The following is a 19290-nucleotide window of genomic DNA, read 5'->3' as shown; positions in this document are numbered from 1 at the left end:
CTCATTTCTAATCTCCTGTATGCCGTTTCAAACGACACACAGGGATGATTGTTCCCTGAAAAACGGGGGATTCCAAAAACATAGAAAGCAGATAAACAAAATCTGACAAATCTGCGGGTTTACAAGGAGAAACTTAATTTCAATAGGAGGCTGAAATGTCTGATGTATTGAGAGTGGAGAAAATTACCTTTTGGGAAGGCGTGGCCATGATTATCGGCACCAATATCGGTGCGGGGATTTTGGGCGTGTCGTATGCCGCGCGGCAGGCGGGCTATATGCCTTTGCTGTTTTGGCTGGTGGTGGTCGGCGTGATTACGACCGTTACGATGCTTTATGTGGCCGAAGCCACGTTGCGCACACGGCAGCACGAGCAGTTGAGCGGTTTGGCGCAGCGCTATGTCGGCGGGTTCGGTTCGTGGCTGATGTTCGCCTCGGTAACGGTCAATGCACTGGGCGCGCTGATAGCGTATATGAGCGGCAGCGGCGATTTGATGCATTCCTTGTTCGGCATCGACAAACGCATCGGCAGCATCCTGTTTTTCATCCCCGCCGCGCTGATTCTGGCTCTGGGCCTGAAAGCCTTGGGCAGGAGCGAGAAATGGATTACGTCGCTGATGGTGCTCATGCTGCTGGTACTGGTCGGCGCGACGCTGGTTTTCCCGACCACCGATTTCAGACGGCTTTTAGACGGCAGTTGGCTGTATATGGTGCCCGTGTTCAACTTGGTGGTGTTTATTTACGCAATACATCGTGCCGGAAATAGCGCGCGGCCTGTCGCATACGCCCAAACAACTGCCCAAAGCCATCGTTACCGGCATGTTTTGCACCTTTGCCCTGATTGCGCTCGTGCCGTTGTCCGTGATTTCGCTCAACGGCTTGGACAACGTCAGCCAGGTGGCGACGGTAAACTGGGGCAATGCTTTGGGAAGTTGGGCGTTTTTCATGGCAAACGGCTTCGCATTGTTCGCCATGCTGACTTCCTATTGGGGCATCGGCGGCAGCTTCTTAACCAATATTGCCGACCGCTTCAGCCTGAAAGTCGATGACAACCTGAAAGTCCGTTCGCTGACCGTGGTCGTGGTCGCCCTGCCGCCGCTGGTACTGGCTTACAGCGGCATGGTCGGCTTCGTTGACGCGCTTTATTTTGCGGGCGTGTTCAGCGGCGTGGTCTTGAGCATCGTACCGTATCTGATTATCAAAGGCGCACGCGGCAAGGGCAACCGCACACCCGAATGGACGTGCGCCCCCTGGATGACCCATCCCGCGATTTACACGCTGATTTTCCTGCTCTACAGTGCAAGCGCGGTTTATGCGGTATTGGCGAAACTGGATTTGCTGCCTCCGGGCTGGTAAACGGTTTTATAGTAAAAAGGCCGTCTGAAAAATGTTTTTCAGACGGCCTTTTCTTTCTAGGGTTCAGACATTCTGTGCCTGTTCCGGATGGTCGGCAATAAAGCTGTTGCGGTCGCAGTAGGAAGTCTGCGTGCCCAGCCGCGTTACCGAATCGGCCGCATAGCGGTTGGCGGTTTCAATCGCTTTGACGATGTCGCCCGTTTTAACGTAGACGTGCGAAAAGCAGCCGATAAACGCGTCGCCCGCGCCGGTGGTGTCGCGCGCTTTGACTTTGAACGACGGGAACATGCGCTCTTTGCCGTCTTGGTCGAGCCACAGCACGCCTTTGCTGCCGAGGGTTACGATGACGTTTTTCACACCGGCCTGATGCAGCGCGACCGCCGCTTTGCGGATGTCGTCTTCACTGTCTACCGGCATGCCGGTCAAAAGCGAGAGTTCGGTTTCGTTCGGCACGATAAATTCGCAGGATTTGACTTGATCCAATACCAAATCGGGCTGCGCGGGCGCGGGGTTGAACAGCACGGGAATGCCGTGTTCTTCGCCGAATTTTACCGCCGCATATACGGTTTCGGTGGGAATTTCCAGCTGCAAAACGATAAGCTTGCATTTTTTGATGTCTTCCGCTGCCGCGTCGATGTCGGCGGAAGTCAGTAGTTTGTTGGCGCCCTTGATGATGATGATGGAGTTGCGCGATTCGGGGTCGACGAAGATGGGGGCGACGCCGCTGGACGCGTCGCTTTTCAGGATGTAGCGCGTGTCGATGTTGTGGCGCCGGAAGTTTTCGATGGTGTTTTCGGCAAAGATGTCGTTGCCCACGCGGGTAAGCATCAATACTTCCGAACCCAGTTTCGCGGCGGCGACCGCCTGGTTCGCGCCTTTGCCGCCGCAGCCGAGTTTGAAATCGGGCGCTTCGACGGTTTCTCCTTCGACCGGCATACGGTTGATGTAGGTAACTAGGTCGACCATGTTGGAACCGATAACTGCGATGTCCATAGTTATTACTCCTGTTTTTAATTGTAGATTCCGCACGCCTCCATACCCGAATCGGGCGGATACGGCAGGCGGCGGGGGTTTCATCCTACGGTAAATAAATTACCTTGATGCGGAAATACCGTCATACCCGGGTTTGACCCCGGCTCTAGTCTTTGATTCCCGTGTTGACGGTAAACGATTTGGCCTCGCCCGGTTGCAGCCATTGCAGCGTGCCTGCTTTTTCCGCCGCCAGATAGCCTTCGGGACGCGCGGTAGCGGGCAGTACGAACGCGGCGACTTTTTGGTCGGGATTGTTCAGAATCCAGCGGGTGGCATGCGGGAACTCTTGGCTGGAAAAGCGCGTGCTGAACGTAGTCTGCGTTACCGGATGGTAAATCTCGAATTCCAAATGGTCGCCGTATTGCGCCAGATTGTCGGCGAAATATACGATTTCGGGGTCGTAGCAGTCGGGGCGGTCCAAAACGCTGCCGTCCACTTCCCCGTTCAGGATAGCCCGGTTGAACTCCTGCCACTGCGGCGTCGGATGCACGTGCAGCGGTACGGTGCGGCGCAGTTGGAACGCGCTGTCGGGCAGGTTCTGCCGCATCTGCCCCTGCTCGGCATAGGCATAGTTCATATGACACATATACAGCAGCGGCATCGGCTGGTAAGCGGACAGGTTTTCCACCCGCATACCGATGTCGAAACGCGGGCTGCCCGCCGTCAGCGTTACCGACGGCGAAGCCAGATAGTGGTGGCCGAAGCCGCGCACGTATTCGTATTCACTGACGACGCGGACGCTGTTTTCATCGACTTCCGTCGGACAACTGACGGGCACTGGTTTTAATAATCATGATTCATCTCTCCTGAACTGTCGTTAAGCAACGCCACGCCCGCAGACGCCCCAATACGGCTGGCCCCCGCGGCAACCATGGCTGCCATATCTCGGGCGGTGCGCACTCCTCCCGAAGCCTTCACTCCCATTTTATTCCCTACGCACTCCCGCATCAGGCGCACGGCTTCCACCGTTGCTCCGCCGGTTGAAAAACCGGTCGACGTTTTCACGAAATCCGCTCCGGCCGCCAAAGCACAGGCGCACGCCTTGCGGATTTCTTCTTCAGTAAGCAGACAAATTTCCAAAATAACCTTCACCAAAGCCTTGCCGTCCGCAGCCGCCACAACGGCTCTGATGTCCGCTTCCACACCGGCCCAGTCGCCGTCTTTGGCCAAGCCGATATTCATGACCATATCCACTTCGTCCGCACCGTTTGCAATCGCATCTTTCGTTTCGAAAGCCTTGGCCGAGGAAGTGGCCGCCCCCAGAGGAAATCCGATAACGGTGCAGACCTTCACGTCCGTCCCCGCCAACTGCGCTTTCGCAAAAGCCACCCGCGCAGGGTTCACACACACGGAACAAAACCCGTATTCCGCCGCTTCGTCGCAAAGCCGCGCTACCTGCGCCTGCGTCGCCTGAGCTGCCAAAAGGGTATGGTCGATTAATTTGCTTTGGTTCATCAGAAACTCCTTTGCCGGTTGTCCATAAAATTTTACAAACGCAAAATCACTGTCAATCATATGGAAATACTACATAGCCGGTTTGTCTTTATCAAACCACAAAATAGAAAGTTTGATTTATTTCAAATATATAACAAATGAACCTGTTGCCCGTCATTCCTGCGCAGGCGGAAATCTGAAGTTTCGGGTTGCGGCCATGATTTTCGTCTGTGCGGGAACGGCGGATAAACCGGGGCCGTCTGAAAAATATTTTTCAGACGGCCCCGCCCGAACAAACCGTTCATGCCGCTCCCCTGCCGTGCAGCCTGCCCTTCCCTGCTCCGCCCAGCCGTGCAAACCGCGCTATATCCGTCCGCTTCCACGCCCTGTCCGAATGCCCGCTGTGAAACTGGTTTCCCATAAACGATTTCACAGTAAAAAGGCCGTCTGAAAACATTTCAGACGGCCTTTTGATTTTCATACCCCTACATCACATCCAACACATCAATGCCCAGTAAATCCAAGCCTTGTTTCAGCGTGTCGCCGGTGAGCTTCGCCAGTTGCAGGCGGCTGTTGCGGGTTGCGCCTTCGGCTTTGAGTATCGGGCAGGCTTCGTAGAAGCGGCTGAACAGGGTGGCGGTTTGGTAGAGGTAGGCGGCGAGGTAGTGCGGATACGCCGTGTCCGCCACGCTTTGCAGCACGTCTTCGAATTTCAGCAGCTCGGCGGCAAGCTGTTTTTCCAGCGGTTCGCTCAAAACGGTTGACGCGGTTGCGTCCCATTCGCCGGCTTTGCGGAACACGCTTTGCACGCGGGTATAGGCGTATTGCAGGTAGGGGGCGGTGTTGCCTTCAAACGAGAGCATGGCGTCCCAGTCGAACACATAATCGCTGGTGCGGTTTTTGCTCAAATCGGCGTATTTGACCGCGCCGATGCCGACGGTTTTGCCAATTTTCGCCGCTTCATCCGCGCCCAATTCGGGATTTTTTTCTTTCACCAAAGCGCTGGCGCGCTCGACGGCTTCGGTCAGCAGGTCAACCAGTTTCACGGTGTCGCCGCTGCGGGTTTTGAACGGTTTGCCGTCTTTACCCATCATGGTGCCGAAGCCGATAAACTCGGCTTTGGCATCTTCCGGCAGATAGCCTGCTTTGCGGGAAGTGGTGAAAAGTTGTTCGAAATGCAGGGCTTGGCGGTGGTCGACGACGTACAGCAGGCGGTCGGCTTTCAGACGACCTATGCGGTAGCGCAGGCACGCCAAATCGGTAGAGGCGTAAAGGAAGCCGCCGCCTTGTTTTTGCACGATAAACGCGGCGGGTTCGCCTTCTTTGTTTTTGAACTCATCCAAGAACACGACTTTCGCGCCGTCGTCTTCGACCGCCAGACCTTTTTGAACCAAATCATCGACCACGGGCTGCAAATCGTCGTTGTATTTCGATTCGCCCGCCACGTCCTCAGGGCGCAGCTTCAAGCCCAGCGTGTCGTAAACGGCTTGGGCGTGCGAGAGCGAAATATCGACAAACTGTTTCCACAACGCCAACACGGTTTCATCGCCGCCTTGCAGCTTCACAACGTATTCGCGCGCGGTGTCGGCAAAGGCAGGGTCTTCGTCAAAGCGCACTTTGGCGGCGCGGTAAAACTGCTCCAAATCCGCCAACTCAAACGCGGCATTATCTTTTTGCTGCTCGACCAAATAGGCGACCAACATGCCGAACTGCGTACCCCAGTCGCCGACGTGGTTTTGACGGATGACGGTGTTGCCCATAAATTCCAACACGCGCGAAATGCTGTCGCCGATGATGCTGGAACGCAGGTGGCCGACGTGCATTTCCTTTGCCAGATTGGGCGAGGAATAGTCGATAACGACGGTTTGCGGTTTGTCGGTTTTCGCTATGCCGAAACGCGCGTCGTTCAAAGCCGCATGAATGTTTTGGGCGAGAAATTCGGGGAGAAGGCGCAGATTGATGAAGCCGGGACCGGCCACTTCTGCGCTTTCAATCACGGCGTTTTCCGCCAATGCTTCGGCGACCTTTTGCGCCAATTCGCGCGGATTTTGTTTGGCTTTTTTCGCCGCACCCATCACGCCGTTGATTTGGAAATCGCCGTGTTCGGCGTTTTTGGTCGGCTGCAAAACAACGGGGCTGTCGGCAATGCCTGCGGCGGCAAAGGCGGCGGCGGCTTCGCGTTCGACGGTTTGATGTAGGTTCATGAAGTTCGGTCTTTCGGTTAAATTCAAATCAGGCGGTATTTTAAAAGAATTTGCCGCCCATAAACAGCTTTAAATGCCGTCTGAAAGCGTCTTCCGCCCCAAAAGGCAGACGGTGGAACGCGCGTCCCCGCCCTCCCCCGTGCGGCGGTGTTCCGCGATCAGCCACTCCAGCCCGCGAAAGGCCGTCTGAAGCTCCGCCATATCGGCCAAAACCGTCGGGTCTTTCGGCCCTTTTTCCAGCGCCGCCTGCTCGGGATGGTAGAACACGCCGATAAAGAGGCCGTCTGAAACCAGCGCGTCGACAATGCCCCGCGCCAGCCGGCTGCGGACGGGTTCGGCAAAATGGCAGCATACCGAACTGATAACCGCATAATGTCCGGGCGGCATCCGCATCGCGGTAATATCCGCCACCCGCACGGCAAAATCCACGCCTTTGAGCGCGGCCATTTTCTCGGCCTTGGCAACGGCAACCGGCGAACTGTCCACCCCTTCCGCACTCAGTCCGCATTGCGCCAGAAACACGCCGTTACGCCCTTCTCCCGTCGCCAAATCCAACGCCCTGCCCGCCGCGGGCAGATACGGCCGGACGCGCCGGACAAAATCATGCGGTTCGGTACCAAAAATAAATTCTTCGACCGCGTAGCGTTGGTCCCATTTGTTCATCGTCGCTCCATTCTCAGGATAGTTTTTCGAGGGCAGGCAGGCTGTCTGCCCTGCCGCAAGACTGTGGTTTCAGACGGCCTGATATGTCCGTCAAACCGTAAATAGAAATAATTTCCGTGCTTATCCGAATCTGTTATCCCTTTAATCAGGAAAGGAAAATCATGAATCCGACCCGCAGCGCGCCCTGCCTGATGCTTGCCGCTCTGTTTGCTTCACCTGTATTTGCCGCTCCTGACGACGTAGTCAGCGGCGAAAATGATACGGTGGTGAAAAAAGACATGAAAAAAAGAGAAACCATCAAACCCCATGCACACGAAGATTTCCGAACCGTACTCTTTGCCGTCGGCAAAGGCCGTTTCGACGCTACATTGAACACCGACGAAAAACATCCCGTCGGCGCGGGCGAAGTGTTGAAGTTCGGCGGGCGGGACGTTATCGAAGCGGTGGCGCGGGAAAATTCTTCGGTTAAGATTACGCTGGTCAAATGATGCGGTATCGGAACTAAAGAGGCCGTCTGAAAAACTGCGATAGGGTTTTCAGACGGCCTCTTTAGTTCATACGGCGGTTTCGGTTTGCTTCCATCCGGCGTTTTTCTTGAATTTCAACACGGCTTCTTCTTTCGCCGCATCCCAGTCTATCCGCACGAAGCCGCCGTCGGCGAGTTTGCCGAACAGGAGTTCGTCGGCGAGCGGTTTGCGGATTTTTTCCTGAATCAGGCGGTGCATCGGGCGCGCGCCCATTTGCGGGTCGAAACCTTTTTCCGCCAGATATTTGCGCAATGCCGGCGTGAATTCGGCTTCGACTTTTTTGTCGAGGAGCTGGTGTTCGAGCTGGAGCAGGAATTTGTCCACGACTTTGGCGATGATGGGTTCGGACAGGGGTGCAAACGGGATAATTGCGTCCAAGCGGTTGCGGAACTCAGGCGTGAAGAGTTTGTTGATCGCCTGCATTTCGTCGCCGCGTTCGCGTTTGGCGGTAAAGCCGAGACTGGGGCGGCTGAGGCTTTCCGCGCCTGCGTTGGTGGTCATAATCAGGATGACGTTGCGGAAATCGGCGCTCTTGCCGTTGTTGTCGGTCAGTTTGCCTGCGTCCATGACTTGCAGGAGGACGTTGAAAATGTCGGGATGGGCTTTTTCGATTTCGTCCAAGAGCAACACGCAATGCGGCTGTTTATTAACGGCTTCGGTCAAAAGGCCGCCCTGTTCGAAGCCGACGTAGCCCGGCGGCGCACCGATAAGGCGCGATACGGCGTGGCGTTCCATGTATTCGGACATGTCGAAGCGTTGCAGCGGTACGCCCATCGAGTAGGCAAGCTGTTTGGCGACTTCGGTTTTGCCGACGCCGGTCGGACCGGAGAAGAGGAAGCAGCCTATGGGTTTGTCAGGCAGGGCGAGGCCGGAGCGCGACATTTTGACGGCGGCAACCAACGCGTCAATGGCGTTTTCCTGACCGTAAACCATGTTTTTCAAATCACGACCGAGGAATTGCAGCACTTGTTTGTCGTCGTGCGACACGGTTTTTTCAGGAATCCGCGCGACTTTGGCGATGACGGTTTCGATTTGCGCTTTGCCGATGACTTTTTTCTGTTTGGATTTGGGCAGAATCCGTTGCGCCGCGCCTGCTTCGTCCATTACGTCGATGGCTTTGTCGGGCAGGAAGCGCTCGTTGATGTAGCGCGCGGAGAGTTCGGCGGCGGCTTCGAGTGCGCCTTGCGTGTAGCGGACTTGGTGGAAACCTTCAAACATCGGTTTCAAGCCGCGCAGGATTTGTACGGTTTCGGCGACGGTGGGTTCGACCACGTCGATTTTTTGGAAGCGGCGGCTTAGGGCGTGGTCTTTGTCGAAAATGGTGCGGTATTCGTCGTAGGTGGTTGCGCCGATGCAACGCAGCGAGCCTTTCGCCAGCGCGGGTTTGAGCAGGTTGGACGCGTCCATCGTGCCGCCGCTGGTGCTGCCTGCGCCGATGATGGTGTGGATTTCGTCGATAAACAAAATGGCGTGCGGGATTTTTTCGAGCTGTTTCAATATGGATTTGATCCGCGCTTCAAAGTCGCCGCGGTATTTCGTGCCCGCCAAAAGCGAACCCATATCCAGCGCATAAACTTCGGCCGCTTTGAGCGCGTCGGGAATGTCGCCGTTGACGATTTGATGCGCCAAGCCTTCCGCCAGCGCGGTTTTGCCCACGCCTGCTTCGCCGACTAAAAGCGGATTGTTTTTGCGGCGGCGGCACAGGATTTGCACCAGCCGTTCCATTTCGTGCTTTCTGCCGATTAAGGGGTCGATGCGGCCGGCTTTGACTTCGGCGTTGAGGTTGACGGTGTAGTCCGCCAGCGCGTCGCCCTTATTCTCGATATTGCCTTCGTCGTCCTGATTGGGGCCGTCTGAATCGCTCTGTTCGGAGAAACCCGCGCCGTGTGCGATACAGCGCAGTATTTCGTAACGGGTTACAGACTGGAGCTTGAGGAAATATACGGCATGGCTGTCGGTTTCGCCCATCAGCGCCACCAGCACGTCCAGCGGAGCGACGGCTGATTTCCCCGCCGACTGGGTATGCACCATCGCGCGTTGGATGACGCGCTGGAATCCGAGCGTCGGCTGGGTTTCCGCCGTATCGAGCAGATGGTCGGGTATCTTCGGCGTGTTTTCGGCAATGCTTTCTTCAAGCTGCTGCGACAGCAGTTTCAAATCGGCATGGCAGTTTTCCAGCACGCTTCTGACATCATCGTCCTTTTCAATCATCACCAGCAGCAAATGTTCCAGGCTGATAAATTCGTAATGCTGCGAACGCGCCCGACTGTAAAGCAGTTGGAAAATTTTTTCTAATTCGGCTGAAATCATGTCGCTAAATCTCCTCGACTGTACATTGCAGAGGGTGCCCCGCGGCCTTCGCCCGCTGCATAACCTGTAGCTGCTTGGTCTGCGCGATGTCGCGCGTGTAAGTGCCGCACAGGCCCTTGCCTTCGTGGTGCACCAGCAGCATCACCGCCACCGCCTGCTCTTCGCCCAACATAAAAACCTCGCTCAGCACTTCCACCACGAAATCCATCGTGGTGTAATCGTCGTTGAGCAGGAAAACGCCGTAACGTTTGGGCGGCGCCGTTTTCCGGTCGTTTTCGTTTAAAAGCGTGTCGGATTCGTGGGAAGTGTTCGGTCGGTTCATTTTATATGTGGTTCTGAAAGGATTTTCAAACGGTAAGGATAACGCCGATTTCACATTTTTTCTGTTGTTTTTTGACCCATTTTAATAAATTTTCTGTTTTTTCCTAAAAATACTTGACGTTTCAGTTTAACAAATGTAAAAAGCCGCTTAAGCAGAAGTTGGCACTCGAACAAGCATAAATGTTTTCTGGGAGAAACAAGAAACTTTTAGGTTTTCCGCATTGCCTTAATTTGCTGTTTTTATTAATTTTTTTAGTATAGGAAGTTTTAAATGGCAACCGGTATCGTAAAATGGTTCAACGACGCTAAAGGTTTTGGTTTCATCACTCCCGACGAAGGCGGCGAAGATTTGTTCGCACATTTCTCGGCCATCAACATGGAAGGTTTCAAAACCCTGAAAGAAGGCCAACGCGTGTCTTTCGACGTAACCACCGGCCCTAAAGGCAAACAGGCAGCCAACATCCAGGCGGCTTGATTTGGGCGGCTTTGGCCGCAGAAATCATGGCGGGTTTTCAGAATCCCGCCATTTTTTTATTGTCTGTTCCGGCTGCGGCAACCGGATTGCAAGATGACGGACTGATTCCTGCCTGCTTTGGCAAACTCATCGGCCGCTTCTCCGACGGCAGACAAACCGGACGGCGCCGAATCCATCAAACGTATCAACCGCTGTTACCAGCACACATCCGAAATGAAAACAACGATTAAACCCGGCATCTACCGCCATTTCAAAGGCGGCCTCTACGAAGTCGTCGGTACGGCAAAACACAGTGAAACCGAAGAAGAACTGATTGTCTACCGCGCCCTCTACGGCGATTACGGCCTGTGGGCGCGCCCCGCCGCCATGTTTACGGAAACGGTGGAAATCGACGGCGAACCGCTGCCGCGTTTCAGCCTGATTAACGCGTTTTAATTTTTCAGACGGCCTGATAAAATAGGCCGTCTGAAAAAAATCAGAAGAATCAGATTTATGAGTATTGCCAACAATAAAAAAGCCTTCCACGACTTTTTCATCGAAGACCAGCTCGAAGCCGGCCTCGTTTTGGAAGGCTGGGAAGTCAAAGCCGTACGCGCGGGCCGCGTGCAGCTTAAAGAAAGCTATATCCATTGGAAAAAAGATGCTTTCTATTTGGTCGGCTGCCACATTACCGCGCTGCCGACTGCTTCCACACATGTCAAACCCGATCCTGTCCGCCAACGCAAACTGCTGCTGAACCGTTCGGAAATCAACAAACTCATCGGCAAAACCGAACGCGCGGGTTACACCGTCGTCCCGCTCAACCTGCACTATAACCGCGGCAAAATCAAAATGGACATCGGCTTGGCAAAAGGCAAAAAACAACACGACAAACGCCAAAGCCTGAAAGAAGCCGATTGGAAACGCGAAAAACAGCGCCTGATGAAGCAAACCCGCTGATGCTTCCGGCAATCCGCCGAAACATCCCCTCTACCCTTTATCGGCTCCGATAAAACAAAGGAAACAACATGAAGCAAAAATATATCCTGGCAGCGGCAGCCTCGGTAATGCTGCTAAACGCATGCGGTACATCGTCTAAAATCAAATTGGTCAAACCGGAAGAAGCGGCAAATATCCGCCACGTCTGCATCATTAAAAATCCCAAAGTAACCCGTCAGGCCGATTTGGACAAATTGTTTGCCGCCGCATTGGAAAAACAAGGCATCAGCAGCGAAATCCTGTCGCCCGACCAGCGGCAACGCCTGTACGGGCCGGAATGCCGCTATAACCTGCGCTATTTCCGAGTTGCCGGCAATGCCGAAACCATCCGCAAAGCCGACGTGATCCTGCGTACGCCCGATTATGTGGTCAGCTCTCTGGGCTATTCGTCGGACGATGAGAAATCCTACCGCACTTCGCCCGATTTGCAGCGGCAGGTCGACGGCATCGTCGCCCGCCTGCTGGGCAAAAAAGCGGAATAACCCTTCCGATTTTTTGCCGCCGGTATTTACACGCCGCACCCAATGTTTGCAAAAACACACGCAAGATTGCCATCACCACTCTTTTCAGACGACCCCGCCGACCCAATAATTGAGGCCGTCTGAAATCCGATTCGGAGCATTACGATGCCTCAAGCCTCACTTTCCCTGCCGCTGTTTTTAATCCTGTTCGGCGCCATTTGGTTTTTAAAATCCACCGACATCCTGCCCGCCACTTCCACCCTGATTGCCATCGGCTTGGCCGTCGTCGGCATTATCGTGATGGTGTTCGACGGCATCAACAAGCAATCCGTTGTTTCCGGTCCGATGCTGATTTACGCGGGCGCGGCGGTTTACCTGCACACGCAATACTGGGTCGGTTTCTCGCCCCTAGTGGCGCTGGGTATGATGGTATTGGGCTGCATGCTTTTGTTGTCCCGCAGCAGCATCGTGCCTTACAAACAGAACAAACAAGTAAAAACGGACGACGGCAAATAGCCTACATTTCTTAGAAAAGGCCGTCTGAAAATGTTACAATGCCGCATTTTCAGACGGCCTTATTCGCAGCCGTATCCGACCGACCATCCATCCGAAACCAGCCATGACCCAAGACAAAATCCTCATCCTCGACTTCGGTTCGCAAGTTACCCAGCTTATCGCCCGCCGCGTGCGCGAAGCCCATGTTTACTGCGAGCTGCATTCCTTCGACATGCCTTTGGACGAAATTAAAGCCTTCAATCCGAAAGGCATCATCCTCTCTGGCGGTCCTAATTCCGTTTACGAATCCGACTACCAAGCCGATACCGGCATCTTCGATTTGGGTATTCCGGTTTTGGGCATCTGCTACGGAATGCAGTTTATGGCGCACCACTTGGGCGGCGAAGTGCAGCCCGGCAACCAGCGCGAATTCGGTTACGCGCAAGTCAAAACCATCGATAGCGAACTGACCCGCGATATTTACGACGACGCGCCCAATACGCTGGACGTATGGATGAGCCACGGTGACAAAGTGTCCAAACTGCCCAACGGTTTTGCCGTCATCGGCGATACCCCGTCATGCCCGATTGCCATGATGGAAAACGTTGAAAAACAATTCTACGGCATCCAATTCCACCCCGAAGTTACCCACACCAAACAAGGCCGCGCCCTGTTGAACCGCTTTGTCTTGGACATCTGCGGCGCGCAACCTAGCTGGACCATGCCGAACTACATCGAAGAAGCCGTTGCCAAAATCCGCGAACAGGTCGGCAGCGACGAAGTGATTTTGGGTCTGTCGGGCGGCGTGGATTCTTCCGTAGCCGCCGCGCTGATTCACCGTGCCATCGGCGACCAACTGACTTGCGTGTTCGTCGATCACGGCCTCTTGCGCCTGAACGAAGGCAAAATGGTGATGGATATGTTCGCCCGCAACTTGGGTGTGAAAGTGATTCACGTCGATGCCGAAGAGCAATTTATGGCGAAACTCGCCGGCGTCACCGACCCCGAGAAAAAACGCAAAATCATCGGCGCGGAATTCATCGAAGTATTTGATGCCGAGGAGAAAAAACTTACCAACGCCAAATGGCTGGCGCAAGGTACGATTTACCCCGACGTCATCGAATCCGCAGGCGCGAAAACCAAAAAAGCCCACGCCATCAAATCGCATCACAATGTCGGCGGTCTGCCTGAAAACATGAAGCTCAAGCTGCTTGAGCCGTTGCGCGACTTGTTTAAAGACGAAGTGCGCGAACTGGGCGTCGCTTTGGGCTTGCCGCGCGAAATGGTGTACCGACATCCGTTCCCAGGCCCCGGCTTGGGCGTGCGTATCTTGGGCGAAGTGAAAAAAGAATACGCCGATTTGCTGCGTCAGGCGGACGATATTTTCATCCAAGAATTGCGCAACATTACCGACGAAAACGGCACGTCTTGGTACGACCTGACCAGCCAAGCCTTCGCCGTGTTCCTGCCCGTAAAATCCGTCGGCGTAATGGGCGACGGGCGAACTTACGATTACGTCGTAGCGTTGCGCGCAGTCATCACCAGCGACTTCATGACCGCACACTGGGCAGAACTGCCATACTCACTGCTCGGACGCGTGTCCAACCGCATCATCAACGAAGTCAAAGGCATCAACCGCGTGGTTTACGACGTAAGCGGCAAACCGCCTGCCACGATTGAGTGGGAGTGAGATGCGCCGCACGTCCGAATCTGAACACGAGCTGATGCGGCAATAATAAAAGACCCGTTTTTGCGGGTCTTTTATCATTCGTTTTTTATCTTGAGGCCGTCTGAAAAACGGGTTTATGCTTCTTCAGGCTTGCGAAACTGCCACACCAGCCAGATACTGAGCAATGTTTGGAAAACCAGCACCACGAATCCGGCCTGCCGGTTGCCGAACACTTCAAGCAAATCGAAAGGCATTCGGGCATGCCATTTGTGACTGGAGTATAAAAAAGCGGCGACGACGACAGAGGACCACATTACCAGCGAAGCGCCCAACAGCGTCATACCCAGCGAATATAACCGCCTGTCGCGGGCGCAAAGCAGGCCGAGAAGCACCAGCAGAAGCGCCGAAACCGCATAGCCGCCGAAGAACATCAGTTGGTAGGTTTCGGTTTTGGCAAAGAGCAGCATATCCGCGCCCGCAATCATGCAGCAGGCGACAGAGAGAATGAAGATACCGAACAGTTTGCGCATGATTACACTGCTCCGACAAAACTGAAAATATCGCACCGGCAGCGGCCGGACACAGAATGTTTCATATTAAACTCCCAGATTTCATGAAACAAAAAATTTGATTTTGCGGCCGGGCCATCCGCTTCGAAAACCGATGCGCGATTCTCCGCAACCCGCCCGTTGCCGTTAACTGCGGGATTCTATCCCAAAACGATAGGCAGGCCAACCATGACACCGAAAACATTACAGGCTTTTCTCCACCGGCACATCCCCGCCACCGCTGCGCTGGGCTTGGAGGTCGTGGCATCGGATGAGGAGAAAACCGTACTATCCGCGCCACACGCTCCCAACCGCAACCACAAAAACACCGTGTTCGGCGGCAGTATCGCACTGGTTGCGACTACCTGCGGCTGGGCGGCGGTACACACGCATTTCCCCGAAGCCGACGGCAATATCGTGATACAACAGGGCGAAACCCGCTACCTGCGTCCGGCGCGCAACGGTCTGAACGCCGTTACCCGCAGCGCCGGCGCCGAAGACTGGCAGGAAATGCGCGACATGTTCGCCCGCCGCGGCAAAGGGAAAATCGTCTTGAAAACGGAAGTGTTTTCGGAGGGAGAACTGGCGGCGGTCTTTACCGGAACGTTTGTGGCATTGAAAAACTGAACGCGGAAAGTTTCAGACGGCCTCCATTCCTTAGCCGCCGTATATGTTCGGCGGTTGCGCCGGACTGCCGCGATTTGCCTAGAAAGGAGCGAAAGGCCGTCTGAAAACCATGTCTTATTTTTCAGACGGCCTTTTAAACGCCGCCCTAATCCACCGGCGGGACATAAACCCCGGCCGCGATGTCGTCCTTAATCCTTTCGGCTTCGGCCAGCACCAATGAGAGCAGGTTTTGTACGTCTTCGAAAGTGGCTACGGGGCTGAGGAGGGTCATTTTCAACGACTGCACGCCGTTGACTTTGGTTACGCCGATATTGGCTTCGCCGCGCGCGAAGAGTTCGTCGGCGACGTTTTGGTTCAGACTATCGACAAACTTATCGGGATAGCCCTGCGGTTTGACGCGGAACAGGACGGACGCAAACTGCGGCTCGACCAAAAGCTCCAAACCTTCGGCGGCTTGGATGTATCCGGCGGTTTGGCGCGCAAGCCGGATGCCGTGGTCTATCATCGAACCGTAACGCTTTTCGCCCAAGGCTTCGATGGTGAACCAGAGTTTCAGGGCGTCGAAGCGGCGGGTGGTTTGCAGCGATTTGGAAACAAGGTTGGGCACGCCGTGTTCCTCGTCGTAAGCGGAATTGAGGTATTCGGCCTCGTAGTGCATGAAACGGTAGTCCGCCTCGTTTTTAAGCAGGAACGCGCCGCAGGAAATGCTTTGGAAGAAATGCTTGTGGAAATCGAGCGTTACCGAGTCGGTCAGCTCGATGCCGTCTATCATGTGGCGGAACTCGTTGGACAGCAGCAATGCGCCGCCCCATGCGGCATCGAGGTGCATCCATGCGCCGCAGGTATCGGCGGCGGCGCGTATTTCGGGCAGCGAATCGATGGCGCCTGCATCGGTCGTACCGGCGGTGGCGACGATGCAGGCGACGATTTTGCCTTGCGCCTGCAGGTCGGCCAGCGTCCGCCTGAGCGCGCCGACATCCATTCGGGCGTTGCGGTCTGCCGGCACGGTTACGACGGACTGGAAGCCCATGCCCATCATCGCCATGTTTTTCTGCACGGAAAAATGCGCGTTTTCGGAACAGACGACTTTGACTTTCTGTAAAGCGTCCGCCGGAAGGCCGTCGCGCTGCACCGACCACTGCAGGCCGTCTGAATTTTTCCAGTGCTTCGCGATGCAGGCATCACGCGCGAGCAACACGCCCATCAGGTTGGACTGCGTGCCGCCGGAGGTGAACACGCCCGCCGAACCCGCGCCGTATCCGGCTTTTCCGCGCAGCCACTCGATCATCTGCACTTCCATCAGCGAACCGGCAGGGCTTTGGTCCCACGAATCCATCGACTGGTTGGCGGCGTTAATCAGCACTTCCGCCACTTGGCTGGCGACCAGCGTCGGGCAATGCAGGTGCGCCAGCGAGTGCGGATGGTGCACCTTCAGGCTTTTTTCGAGAAACAGTCCTGTCAGCCGTTGCAGGGCCGGCCGCATACCGAGGCCGTCTGAAGACGGCTGGAAACGGATGGCGGAACGCAATTCGCGGATGCTGCCGCCGGTGTACATCTTGTCGCTTTGCAGCCACGCGGCAACGGCTTCCACCGCTTCGGCCATAGCGTCGCGGTAATCGGCGGCCGACTGCGGGTCGTTGCACAGCAAAGCCCGTTTGTGTTCGGCAAAATCAACCATGTATCAGCCCCTTACACTTTCCAACGCATCGGCAACGGATTGCCGGAAGCGTTTGATGAGTTCTTCGCATTCCTGCTGCGTGATAATCAGCGGTGCAAGCAGGCGCACGACGGTGCCGTTGCGACCGCCGCGTTCGAGCAGCAGTTTGTTGTTGAAACAGGCTTTCTGGATTTCGGCCGCCAACACCGCATCGGCGGGCAGCGAACCCATACGGTCGGCAGGCCGGCGCTCGTCCACAATTTCAATGCCTATCATCAGCCCGCGGCCGCGCACATTGCCGATGCACGGAAATTCCTGCGCCAACCTGTTTAATTCGGAACGGATAAAGTCGCCGCGCGCCTGCGCGTTGCCCGCCAAATCCTGCTCGCGCATGATGCGCAGCGAAGCGTAGCCGGTCGCCATCGCAAGCTGGTTGCCGCGGAAGGTGCCCGTATGCCCCGCCGGCTGCCATGCGTCGAATTTCTTTTTAATCGCCAATACGGCCAGCGGCAGGCTGCCGCCGACGGCTTTCGACATCACGACGATGTCCGGCTCGATGCCCGCGTGTTGGAAGGCGAACATCTTGCCCGAACGGCAGAACCCCGCCTGCACTTCGTCCGCAATCATCAAAATACCGTGTTTTTCGGTAACTTCGCGGATTTTCCGCAACCATTTGGTCGGGCCGACCACAACGCCGCCCTCACCCTGAATCGCCTCCAGAATCACCGCCGCCGGTTTGACCACGCCGCTTTCTACGTCTTCAATAAAATTCTCGAAATAATACGTCAGCGCATCCACACCCGCCTCGCCGCCCAAACCGAGCGGGCAACGGTATTCGTGCGGATACGGCAAAAACTGTACGCCCGGCATCAGGTTCGGCACGGCGTTTTTCGCACCCAAGTTGCCCGTCAGCGCCAGCGAACCCTGCGTCATGCCGTGATAACCGCCGGAAAAGCTGATGACATTGCCACGTCCGGTAAAGGTTTTCGCCAGCTTAACCGCCGCTTCGGTCGCATCCGCACCGGTCGGGCCGCAAAATTGCAGGCGGTATTCGTCTTTCCCGCCGGGGAAATGCGCCAGCAGCGCCTCGGAAAACGCGTCTTTCAGGGGGGTGGTGATGTCCAGCGTGTGCAGTGGCAAGCCGCTGGCCAATGTGTCTTGAATGCTCTTGATGATTGCCGGGTGATTATGACCCAGAGCCAACGTACCCGCTCCGGCCAAACAGTCGAGATATTCGTTGCCCTCGACATCCGTTACCCAGCAACCCTGAGCCTTGGCAATGGCTAAGGGCAGCTTGCGCGGATAACTGCGGACGTTGGACTCCATCTCGTCCTGACGGGTCAGATAATGTTCGTTGGTAGCTTGGGGAATGGGATTTACAGGGATACCGCTCATATCAGATTACCATCTCATCGATAAGGGTTGAAGAAAAAAGCCCGGTTGCCGGAACGTCGTCAACACGCCGGCAACCAAGCTTGAATGGTGGGTTTCAGTACGGGCCGGACATACGGTTCACACCGCGCAGCCAGCCCGCCTGCCTTATGAACGCAGGCCGTCTGAAAATTTCAGACGACCTGCGGGCAAGGGCAATGGTACACTGTTTTGTAAAAAAGGAAAGTATTTTTTGTGTTTTTACTCTGTTCTTGATTAATCAATTGGAATCAAACGGATATTTAAACTGGCAGCAAGCTGCTTTGGGGAAAACGAGCAGGCCGTCTGAAAAAACGGATTCAAAAAAGTTATGAAATAAAATCAGAATTTTTTAAATATATCGTCCGTGTATTTGAATGATCTTCTTCAGCTAAATTTGAAATATCAATGACTATTTTGAAATTTAATGATGAAACCATCAACATATACGAACTCTCATCTATAGCTAGGTCGATCCAGTGTCTAACATTCTCATATTTAATAACAAATATTGGATAAGAATAATCCCATAATGCAAATTTATCTATTTGTGAGGACTTTCCTGAAAATAATAAATAGACCTTTTCCTCATTCTTAAAATATTCATCTAATAAATTACTTATAGAACTTTTTAATTTTTTATCTGCATTTAACGTCTTGAAATATTTTAATTTTCCAAAATTTCGATAAACGTTAAAAGATTCTGGTGCACAGATCGTTCGTTCAGTAGTTTCTATCAACCTAGACATATAATTATTTTCTTTCCATAGTGATAGAAGTTGCCTTTGTTGAATTTCACATAACTTTAAATCAGGTTCGAATTTCATTATTAATCATCCTTTCAATTAAATCTATGAAGAAATGCATTTTCTTCATTACGATAACGCCAAGCCCCATTTGAAAATCTTTGTACATTACCTTCGTCATCCAATTTGGCAGTCCCCGTATGCCAATGCGGACAAGGATGGTCCGCATCACGCGCAGGTTTAATATATCCATTTGATTTAACGCGCATTGTTTTAAATCGGGTTCAAATACCATATTAATGTTCCAAAATTTTTAATTAAATCGATGTTGAAAAACCATTCCTTCTACTTTTTTATATTTCCATGCACCATTATTGAAA

Annotated in this window: 22 protein-coding genes and 1 pseudogene; 10 read left to right on the top strand and 13 right to left on the bottom strand. The window is 54.2% G+C overall.

All coding sequences use genetic code 11. From position 1 onward, the window contains the following. Positions 1 to 155 precede the first annotated feature (155 nt). Together ACI43T_RS10835 and ACI43T_RS10830 are read left to right on the top strand one after the other, a co-directional pair. A pseudogene (locus tag ACI43T_RS10835) lies at positions 156 to 653 on the top strand (aromatic amino acid transport family protein); the annotation flags it as partial. Positions 654 to 750: 97 nt separating this feature from the next. Further along, on the top strand, positions 751 to 1353 hold the full coding sequence (locus ACI43T_RS10830; protein WP_405387039.1) for an aromatic amino acid transport family protein: 603 nt from the start codon (positions 751 to 753) through the stop codon (positions 1351 to 1353). A 63-nt stretch (positions 1354 to 1416) separates the two neighbouring features. On the opposite strand, the gene rbsK is transcribed toward ACI43T_RS10830, so the two are convergent. The 6 genes from rbsK to ACI43T_RS10800 all read right to left on the bottom strand — a co-directional run bounded on the left by rbsK (position 1417) and on the right by ACI43T_RS10800 (position 6686). Continuing rightward, complete coding sequence (gene rbsK / locus ACI43T_RS10825; RefSeq protein ID WP_405387037.1) at positions 1417 to 2346, bottom strand: ribokinase; 930 nt, start codon at positions 2344 to 2346, stop codon at positions 1417 to 1419. A gap of 145 nt (positions 2347 to 2491) precedes the next feature. Then, the gene (locus tag ACI43T_RS10820; RefSeq protein ID WP_308025230.1) at positions 2492 to 3163 is read right to left on the bottom strand and encodes an aldose epimerase family protein; all 672 of its coding nucleotides are present in this window, start codon (positions 3161 to 3163) and stop codon (positions 2492 to 2494) included. A gap of 5 nt (positions 3164 to 3168) precedes the next feature. Next, a complete protein-coding gene (gene deoC, locus ACI43T_RS10815; RefSeq protein WP_405387033.1) occupies positions 3169 to 3840 on the bottom strand; it encodes a deoxyribose-phosphate aldolase in 672 nt (223 codons plus the stop codon). 280 nt (positions 3841 to 4120) lie between these two features. After that, positions 4121 to 4300, bottom strand: coding sequence for a hypothetical protein (locus ACI43T_RS10810; protein ID WP_405387031.1), 180 nt, complete (start codon positions 4298 to 4300; stop codon positions 4121 to 4123). A 4-nt stretch (positions 4301 to 4304) separates the two neighbouring features. Beyond that, positions 4305 to 6023: an arginine--tRNA ligase gene (argS, locus tag ACI43T_RS10805; protein ID WP_405387028.1), complete on the bottom strand. Its 1719-nt coding sequence runs from the start codon at positions 6021 to 6023 to the stop codon at positions 4305 to 4307. Between the two features lie 69 nt (positions 6024 to 6092). After that, a complete protein-coding gene (locus tag ACI43T_RS10800) occupies positions 6093 to 6686 on the bottom strand; it encodes a class I SAM-dependent methyltransferase (protein ID WP_405387026.1) in 594 nt (197 codons plus the stop codon). 161 nt (positions 6687 to 6847) lie between these two features. Between ACI43T_RS10800 and ACI43T_RS10795 the strand changes: the two genes are divergently transcribed. Beyond that, on the top strand, positions 6848 to 7174 hold the full coding sequence (locus ACI43T_RS10795) for a hypothetical protein (RefSeq protein WP_405387024.1): 327 nt from the start codon (positions 6848 to 6850) through the stop codon (positions 7172 to 7174). 66 nt (positions 7175 to 7240) lie between these two features. Here the strand turns inward: ACI43T_RS10795 and clpA are convergent, their stop codons facing one another. Further along, positions 7241 to 9523 carry an ATP-dependent Clp protease ATP-binding subunit ClpA gene (gene clpA / locus ACI43T_RS10790; protein ID WP_405387022.1) on the bottom strand — a complete coding sequence of 761 codons (2283 nt, stop codon included), beginning with the start codon at positions 9521 to 9523 and terminating at the stop codon, positions 7241 to 7243. 4 nt (positions 9524 to 9527) lie between these two features. Next, positions 9528 to 9845 (bottom strand): ATP-dependent Clp protease adapter ClpS, encoded by a 318-nt coding sequence (gene clpS, locus ACI43T_RS10785; protein ID WP_039850414.1) that lies wholly within the window; start codon positions 9843 to 9845, stop codon positions 9528 to 9530. Between the two features lie 270 nt (positions 9846 to 10115). Here clpS and ACI43T_RS10780 point away from each other — a divergent pair, with 270 nt between their 5' ends. From ACI43T_RS10780 to guaA, 6 genes are all read left to right on the top strand, one after another. Further along, positions 10116 to 10319, top strand: a complete 204-nt coding sequence (locus tag ACI43T_RS10780; RefSeq protein WP_002217533.1) for a cold-shock protein — start codon at positions 10116 to 10118, stop codon at positions 10317 to 10319. 213 nt (positions 10320 to 10532) lie between these two features. Continuing rightward, positions 10533 to 10754, top strand: a complete 222-nt coding sequence (locus ACI43T_RS10775) for a DUF1653 domain-containing protein (protein WP_009173332.1) — start codon at positions 10533 to 10535, stop codon at positions 10752 to 10754. Between the two features lie 57 nt (positions 10755 to 10811). Then, complete coding sequence (gene smpB, locus ACI43T_RS10770) at positions 10812 to 11258, top strand: SsrA-binding protein SmpB (RefSeq protein ID WP_009173331.1); 447 nt, start codon at positions 10812 to 10814, stop codon at positions 11256 to 11258. 68 nt (positions 11259 to 11326) lie between these two features. Further along, positions 11327 to 11779, top strand: coding sequence for a hypothetical protein (locus tag ACI43T_RS10765; protein WP_009173330.1), 453 nt, complete (start codon positions 11327 to 11329; stop codon positions 11777 to 11779). 144 nt (positions 11780 to 11923) lie between these two features. Then, the gene (locus ACI43T_RS10760; RefSeq protein WP_009173329.1) at positions 11924 to 12274 is read left to right on the top strand and encodes a hypothetical protein; all 351 of its coding nucleotides are present in this window, start codon (positions 11924 to 11926) and stop codon (positions 12272 to 12274) included. Positions 12275 to 12377: 103 nt separating this feature from the next. Continuing rightward, the gene (gene guaA / locus ACI43T_RS10755; RefSeq protein WP_405387017.1) at positions 12378 to 13943 is read left to right on the top strand and encodes a glutamine-hydrolyzing GMP synthase; all 1566 of its coding nucleotides are present in this window, start codon (positions 12378 to 12380) and stop codon (positions 13941 to 13943) included. Between the two features lie 113 nt (positions 13944 to 14056). Here guaA and ACI43T_RS10750 read toward each other — a convergent pair whose 3' ends face one another. Further along, entirely contained in the window at positions 14057 to 14452 is a 396-nt protein-coding gene (locus ACI43T_RS10750) for a hypothetical protein (RefSeq protein WP_405387015.1), read from the bottom strand. A 207-nt stretch (positions 14453 to 14659) separates the two neighbouring features. On the opposite strand from ACI43T_RS10750, the gene ACI43T_RS10745 reads away from it, so the two are divergent. Next, positions 14660 to 15097, top strand: coding sequence for a YiiD C-terminal domain-containing protein (locus ACI43T_RS10745; protein ID WP_405387013.1), 438 nt, complete (start codon positions 14660 to 14662; stop codon positions 15095 to 15097). Positions 15098 to 15242: 145 nt separating this feature from the next. Here ACI43T_RS10745 and ACI43T_RS10740 read toward each other — a convergent pair whose 3' ends face one another. The 4 genes from ACI43T_RS10740 to ACI43T_RS10725 form a co-directional block, all read right to left on the bottom strand. After that, complete coding sequence (locus ACI43T_RS10740) at positions 15243 to 16775, bottom strand: pyridoxal phosphate-dependent decarboxylase family protein (protein WP_405387010.1); 1533 nt, start codon at positions 16773 to 16775, stop codon at positions 15243 to 15245. A gap of 3 nt (positions 16776 to 16778) precedes the next feature. After that, on the bottom strand, positions 16779 to 18149 hold the full coding sequence (locus ACI43T_RS10735) for a diaminobutyrate--2-oxoglutarate transaminase (RefSeq protein WP_293279422.1): 1371 nt from the start codon (positions 18147 to 18149) through the stop codon (positions 16779 to 16781). Positions 18150 to 18493: 344 nt separating this feature from the next. Then, on the bottom strand, positions 18494 to 18991 hold the full coding sequence (locus ACI43T_RS10730; protein ID WP_314106671.1) for a hypothetical protein: 498 nt from the start codon (positions 18989 to 18991) through the stop codon (positions 18494 to 18496). Continuing rightward, complete coding sequence (locus ACI43T_RS10725) at positions 18975 to 19205, bottom strand: hypothetical protein (protein WP_405387007.1); 231 nt, start codon at positions 19203 to 19205, stop codon at positions 18975 to 18977. Before ACI43T_RS10725 ends, ACI43T_RS10730 begins: the two co-directional genes overlap by 17 nt. Positions 19206 to 19290 lie beyond the last annotated feature (85 nt).

Origin of the sequence: Neisseria oralis, from assembly GCF_045062685.1 — a bacterium.
GTDB lineage: Bacteria > Pseudomonadota > Gammaproteobacteria > Burkholderiales > Neisseriaceae > Neisseria > Neisseria oralis.
The sequence above is the reverse complement of the archived record's forward strand: the minus strand, read 5'-3'. Positions and strand labels throughout refer to the sequence as shown.

What these genes read in the sequence shown, in the direction of transcription:
- ACI43T_RS10730 (WP_314106671.1), bottom strand. Translation starts at nt 18,991, where the DNA reads ATGAAATTCGAACCTGATTTAAAGTTATGTGAAATTCAACAAAGGCAA.
- ACI43T_RS10765 (WP_009173330.1), top strand. Translation starts at nt 11,327, where the DNA reads ATGAAGCAAAAATATATCCTGGCAGCGGCAGCCTCGGTAATGCTGCTA.
- smpB (WP_009173331.1), top strand. Translation starts at nt 10,812, where the DNA reads ATGAGTATTGCCAACAATAAAAAAGCCTTCCACGACTTTTTCATCGAA.
- ACI43T_RS10735 (WP_293279422.1), bottom strand. Translation starts at nt 18,149, where the DNA reads ATGAGCGGTATCCCTGTAAATCCCATTCCCCAAGCTACCAACGAACAT.
- ACI43T_RS10810 (WP_405387031.1), bottom strand. Translation starts at nt 4,300, where the DNA reads ATGAAAATCAAAAGGCCGTCTGAAATGTTTTCAGACGGCCTTTTTACT.
- ACI43T_RS10740 (WP_405387010.1), bottom strand. Translation starts at nt 16,775, where the DNA reads ATGGTTGATTTTGCCGAACACAAACGGGCTTTGCTGTGCAACGACCCG.
- ACI43T_RS10780 (WP_002217533.1), top strand. Translation starts at nt 10,116, where the DNA reads ATGGCAACCGGTATCGTAAAATGGTTCAACGACGCTAAAGGTTTTGGT.
- rbsK (WP_405387037.1), bottom strand. Translation starts at nt 2,346, where the DNA reads ATGGACATCGCAGTTATCGGTTCCAACATGGTCGACCTAGTTACCTAC.
- ACI43T_RS10800 (WP_405387026.1), bottom strand. Translation starts at nt 6,686, where the DNA reads ATGAACAAATGGGACCAACGCTACGCGGTCGAAGAATTTATTTTTGGT.
- ACI43T_RS10795 (WP_405387024.1), top strand. Translation starts at nt 6,848, where the DNA reads ATGAATCCGACCCGCAGCGCGCCCTGCCTGATGCTTGCCGCTCTGTTT.
- ACI43T_RS10725 (WP_405387007.1), bottom strand. Translation starts at nt 19,205, where the DNA reads ATGGTATTTGAACCCGATTTAAAACAATGCGCGTTAAATCAAATGGAT.
- clpS (WP_039850414.1), bottom strand. Translation starts at nt 9,845, where the DNA reads ATGAACCGACCGAACACTTCCCACGAATCCGACACGCTTTTAAACGAA.
- ACI43T_RS10775 (WP_009173332.1), top strand. Translation starts at nt 10,533, where the DNA reads ATGAAAACAACGATTAAACCCGGCATCTACCGCCATTTCAAAGGCGGC.
- guaA (WP_405387017.1), top strand. Translation starts at nt 12,378, where the DNA reads ATGACCCAAGACAAAATCCTCATCCTCGACTTCGGTTCGCAAGTTACC.
- ACI43T_RS10760 (WP_009173329.1), top strand. Translation starts at nt 11,924, where the DNA reads ATGCCTCAAGCCTCACTTTCCCTGCCGCTGTTTTTAATCCTGTTCGGC.
- ACI43T_RS10750 (WP_405387015.1), bottom strand. Translation starts at nt 14,452, where the DNA reads ATGCGCAAACTGTTCGGTATCTTCATTCTCTCTGTCGCCTGCTGCATG.
- deoC (WP_405387033.1), bottom strand. Translation starts at nt 3,840, where the DNA reads ATGAACCAAAGCAAATTAATCGACCATACCCTTTTGGCAGCTCAGGCG.
- clpA (WP_405387022.1), bottom strand. Translation starts at nt 9,523, where the DNA reads ATGATTTCAGCCGAATTAGAAAAAATTTTCCAACTGCTTTACAGTCGG.
- ACI43T_RS10745 (WP_405387013.1), top strand. Translation starts at nt 14,660, where the DNA reads ATGACACCGAAAACATTACAGGCTTTTCTCCACCGGCACATCCCCGCC.
- argS (WP_405387028.1), bottom strand. Translation starts at nt 6,023, where the DNA reads ATGAACCTACATCAAACCGTCGAACGCGAAGCCGCCGCCGCCTTTGCC.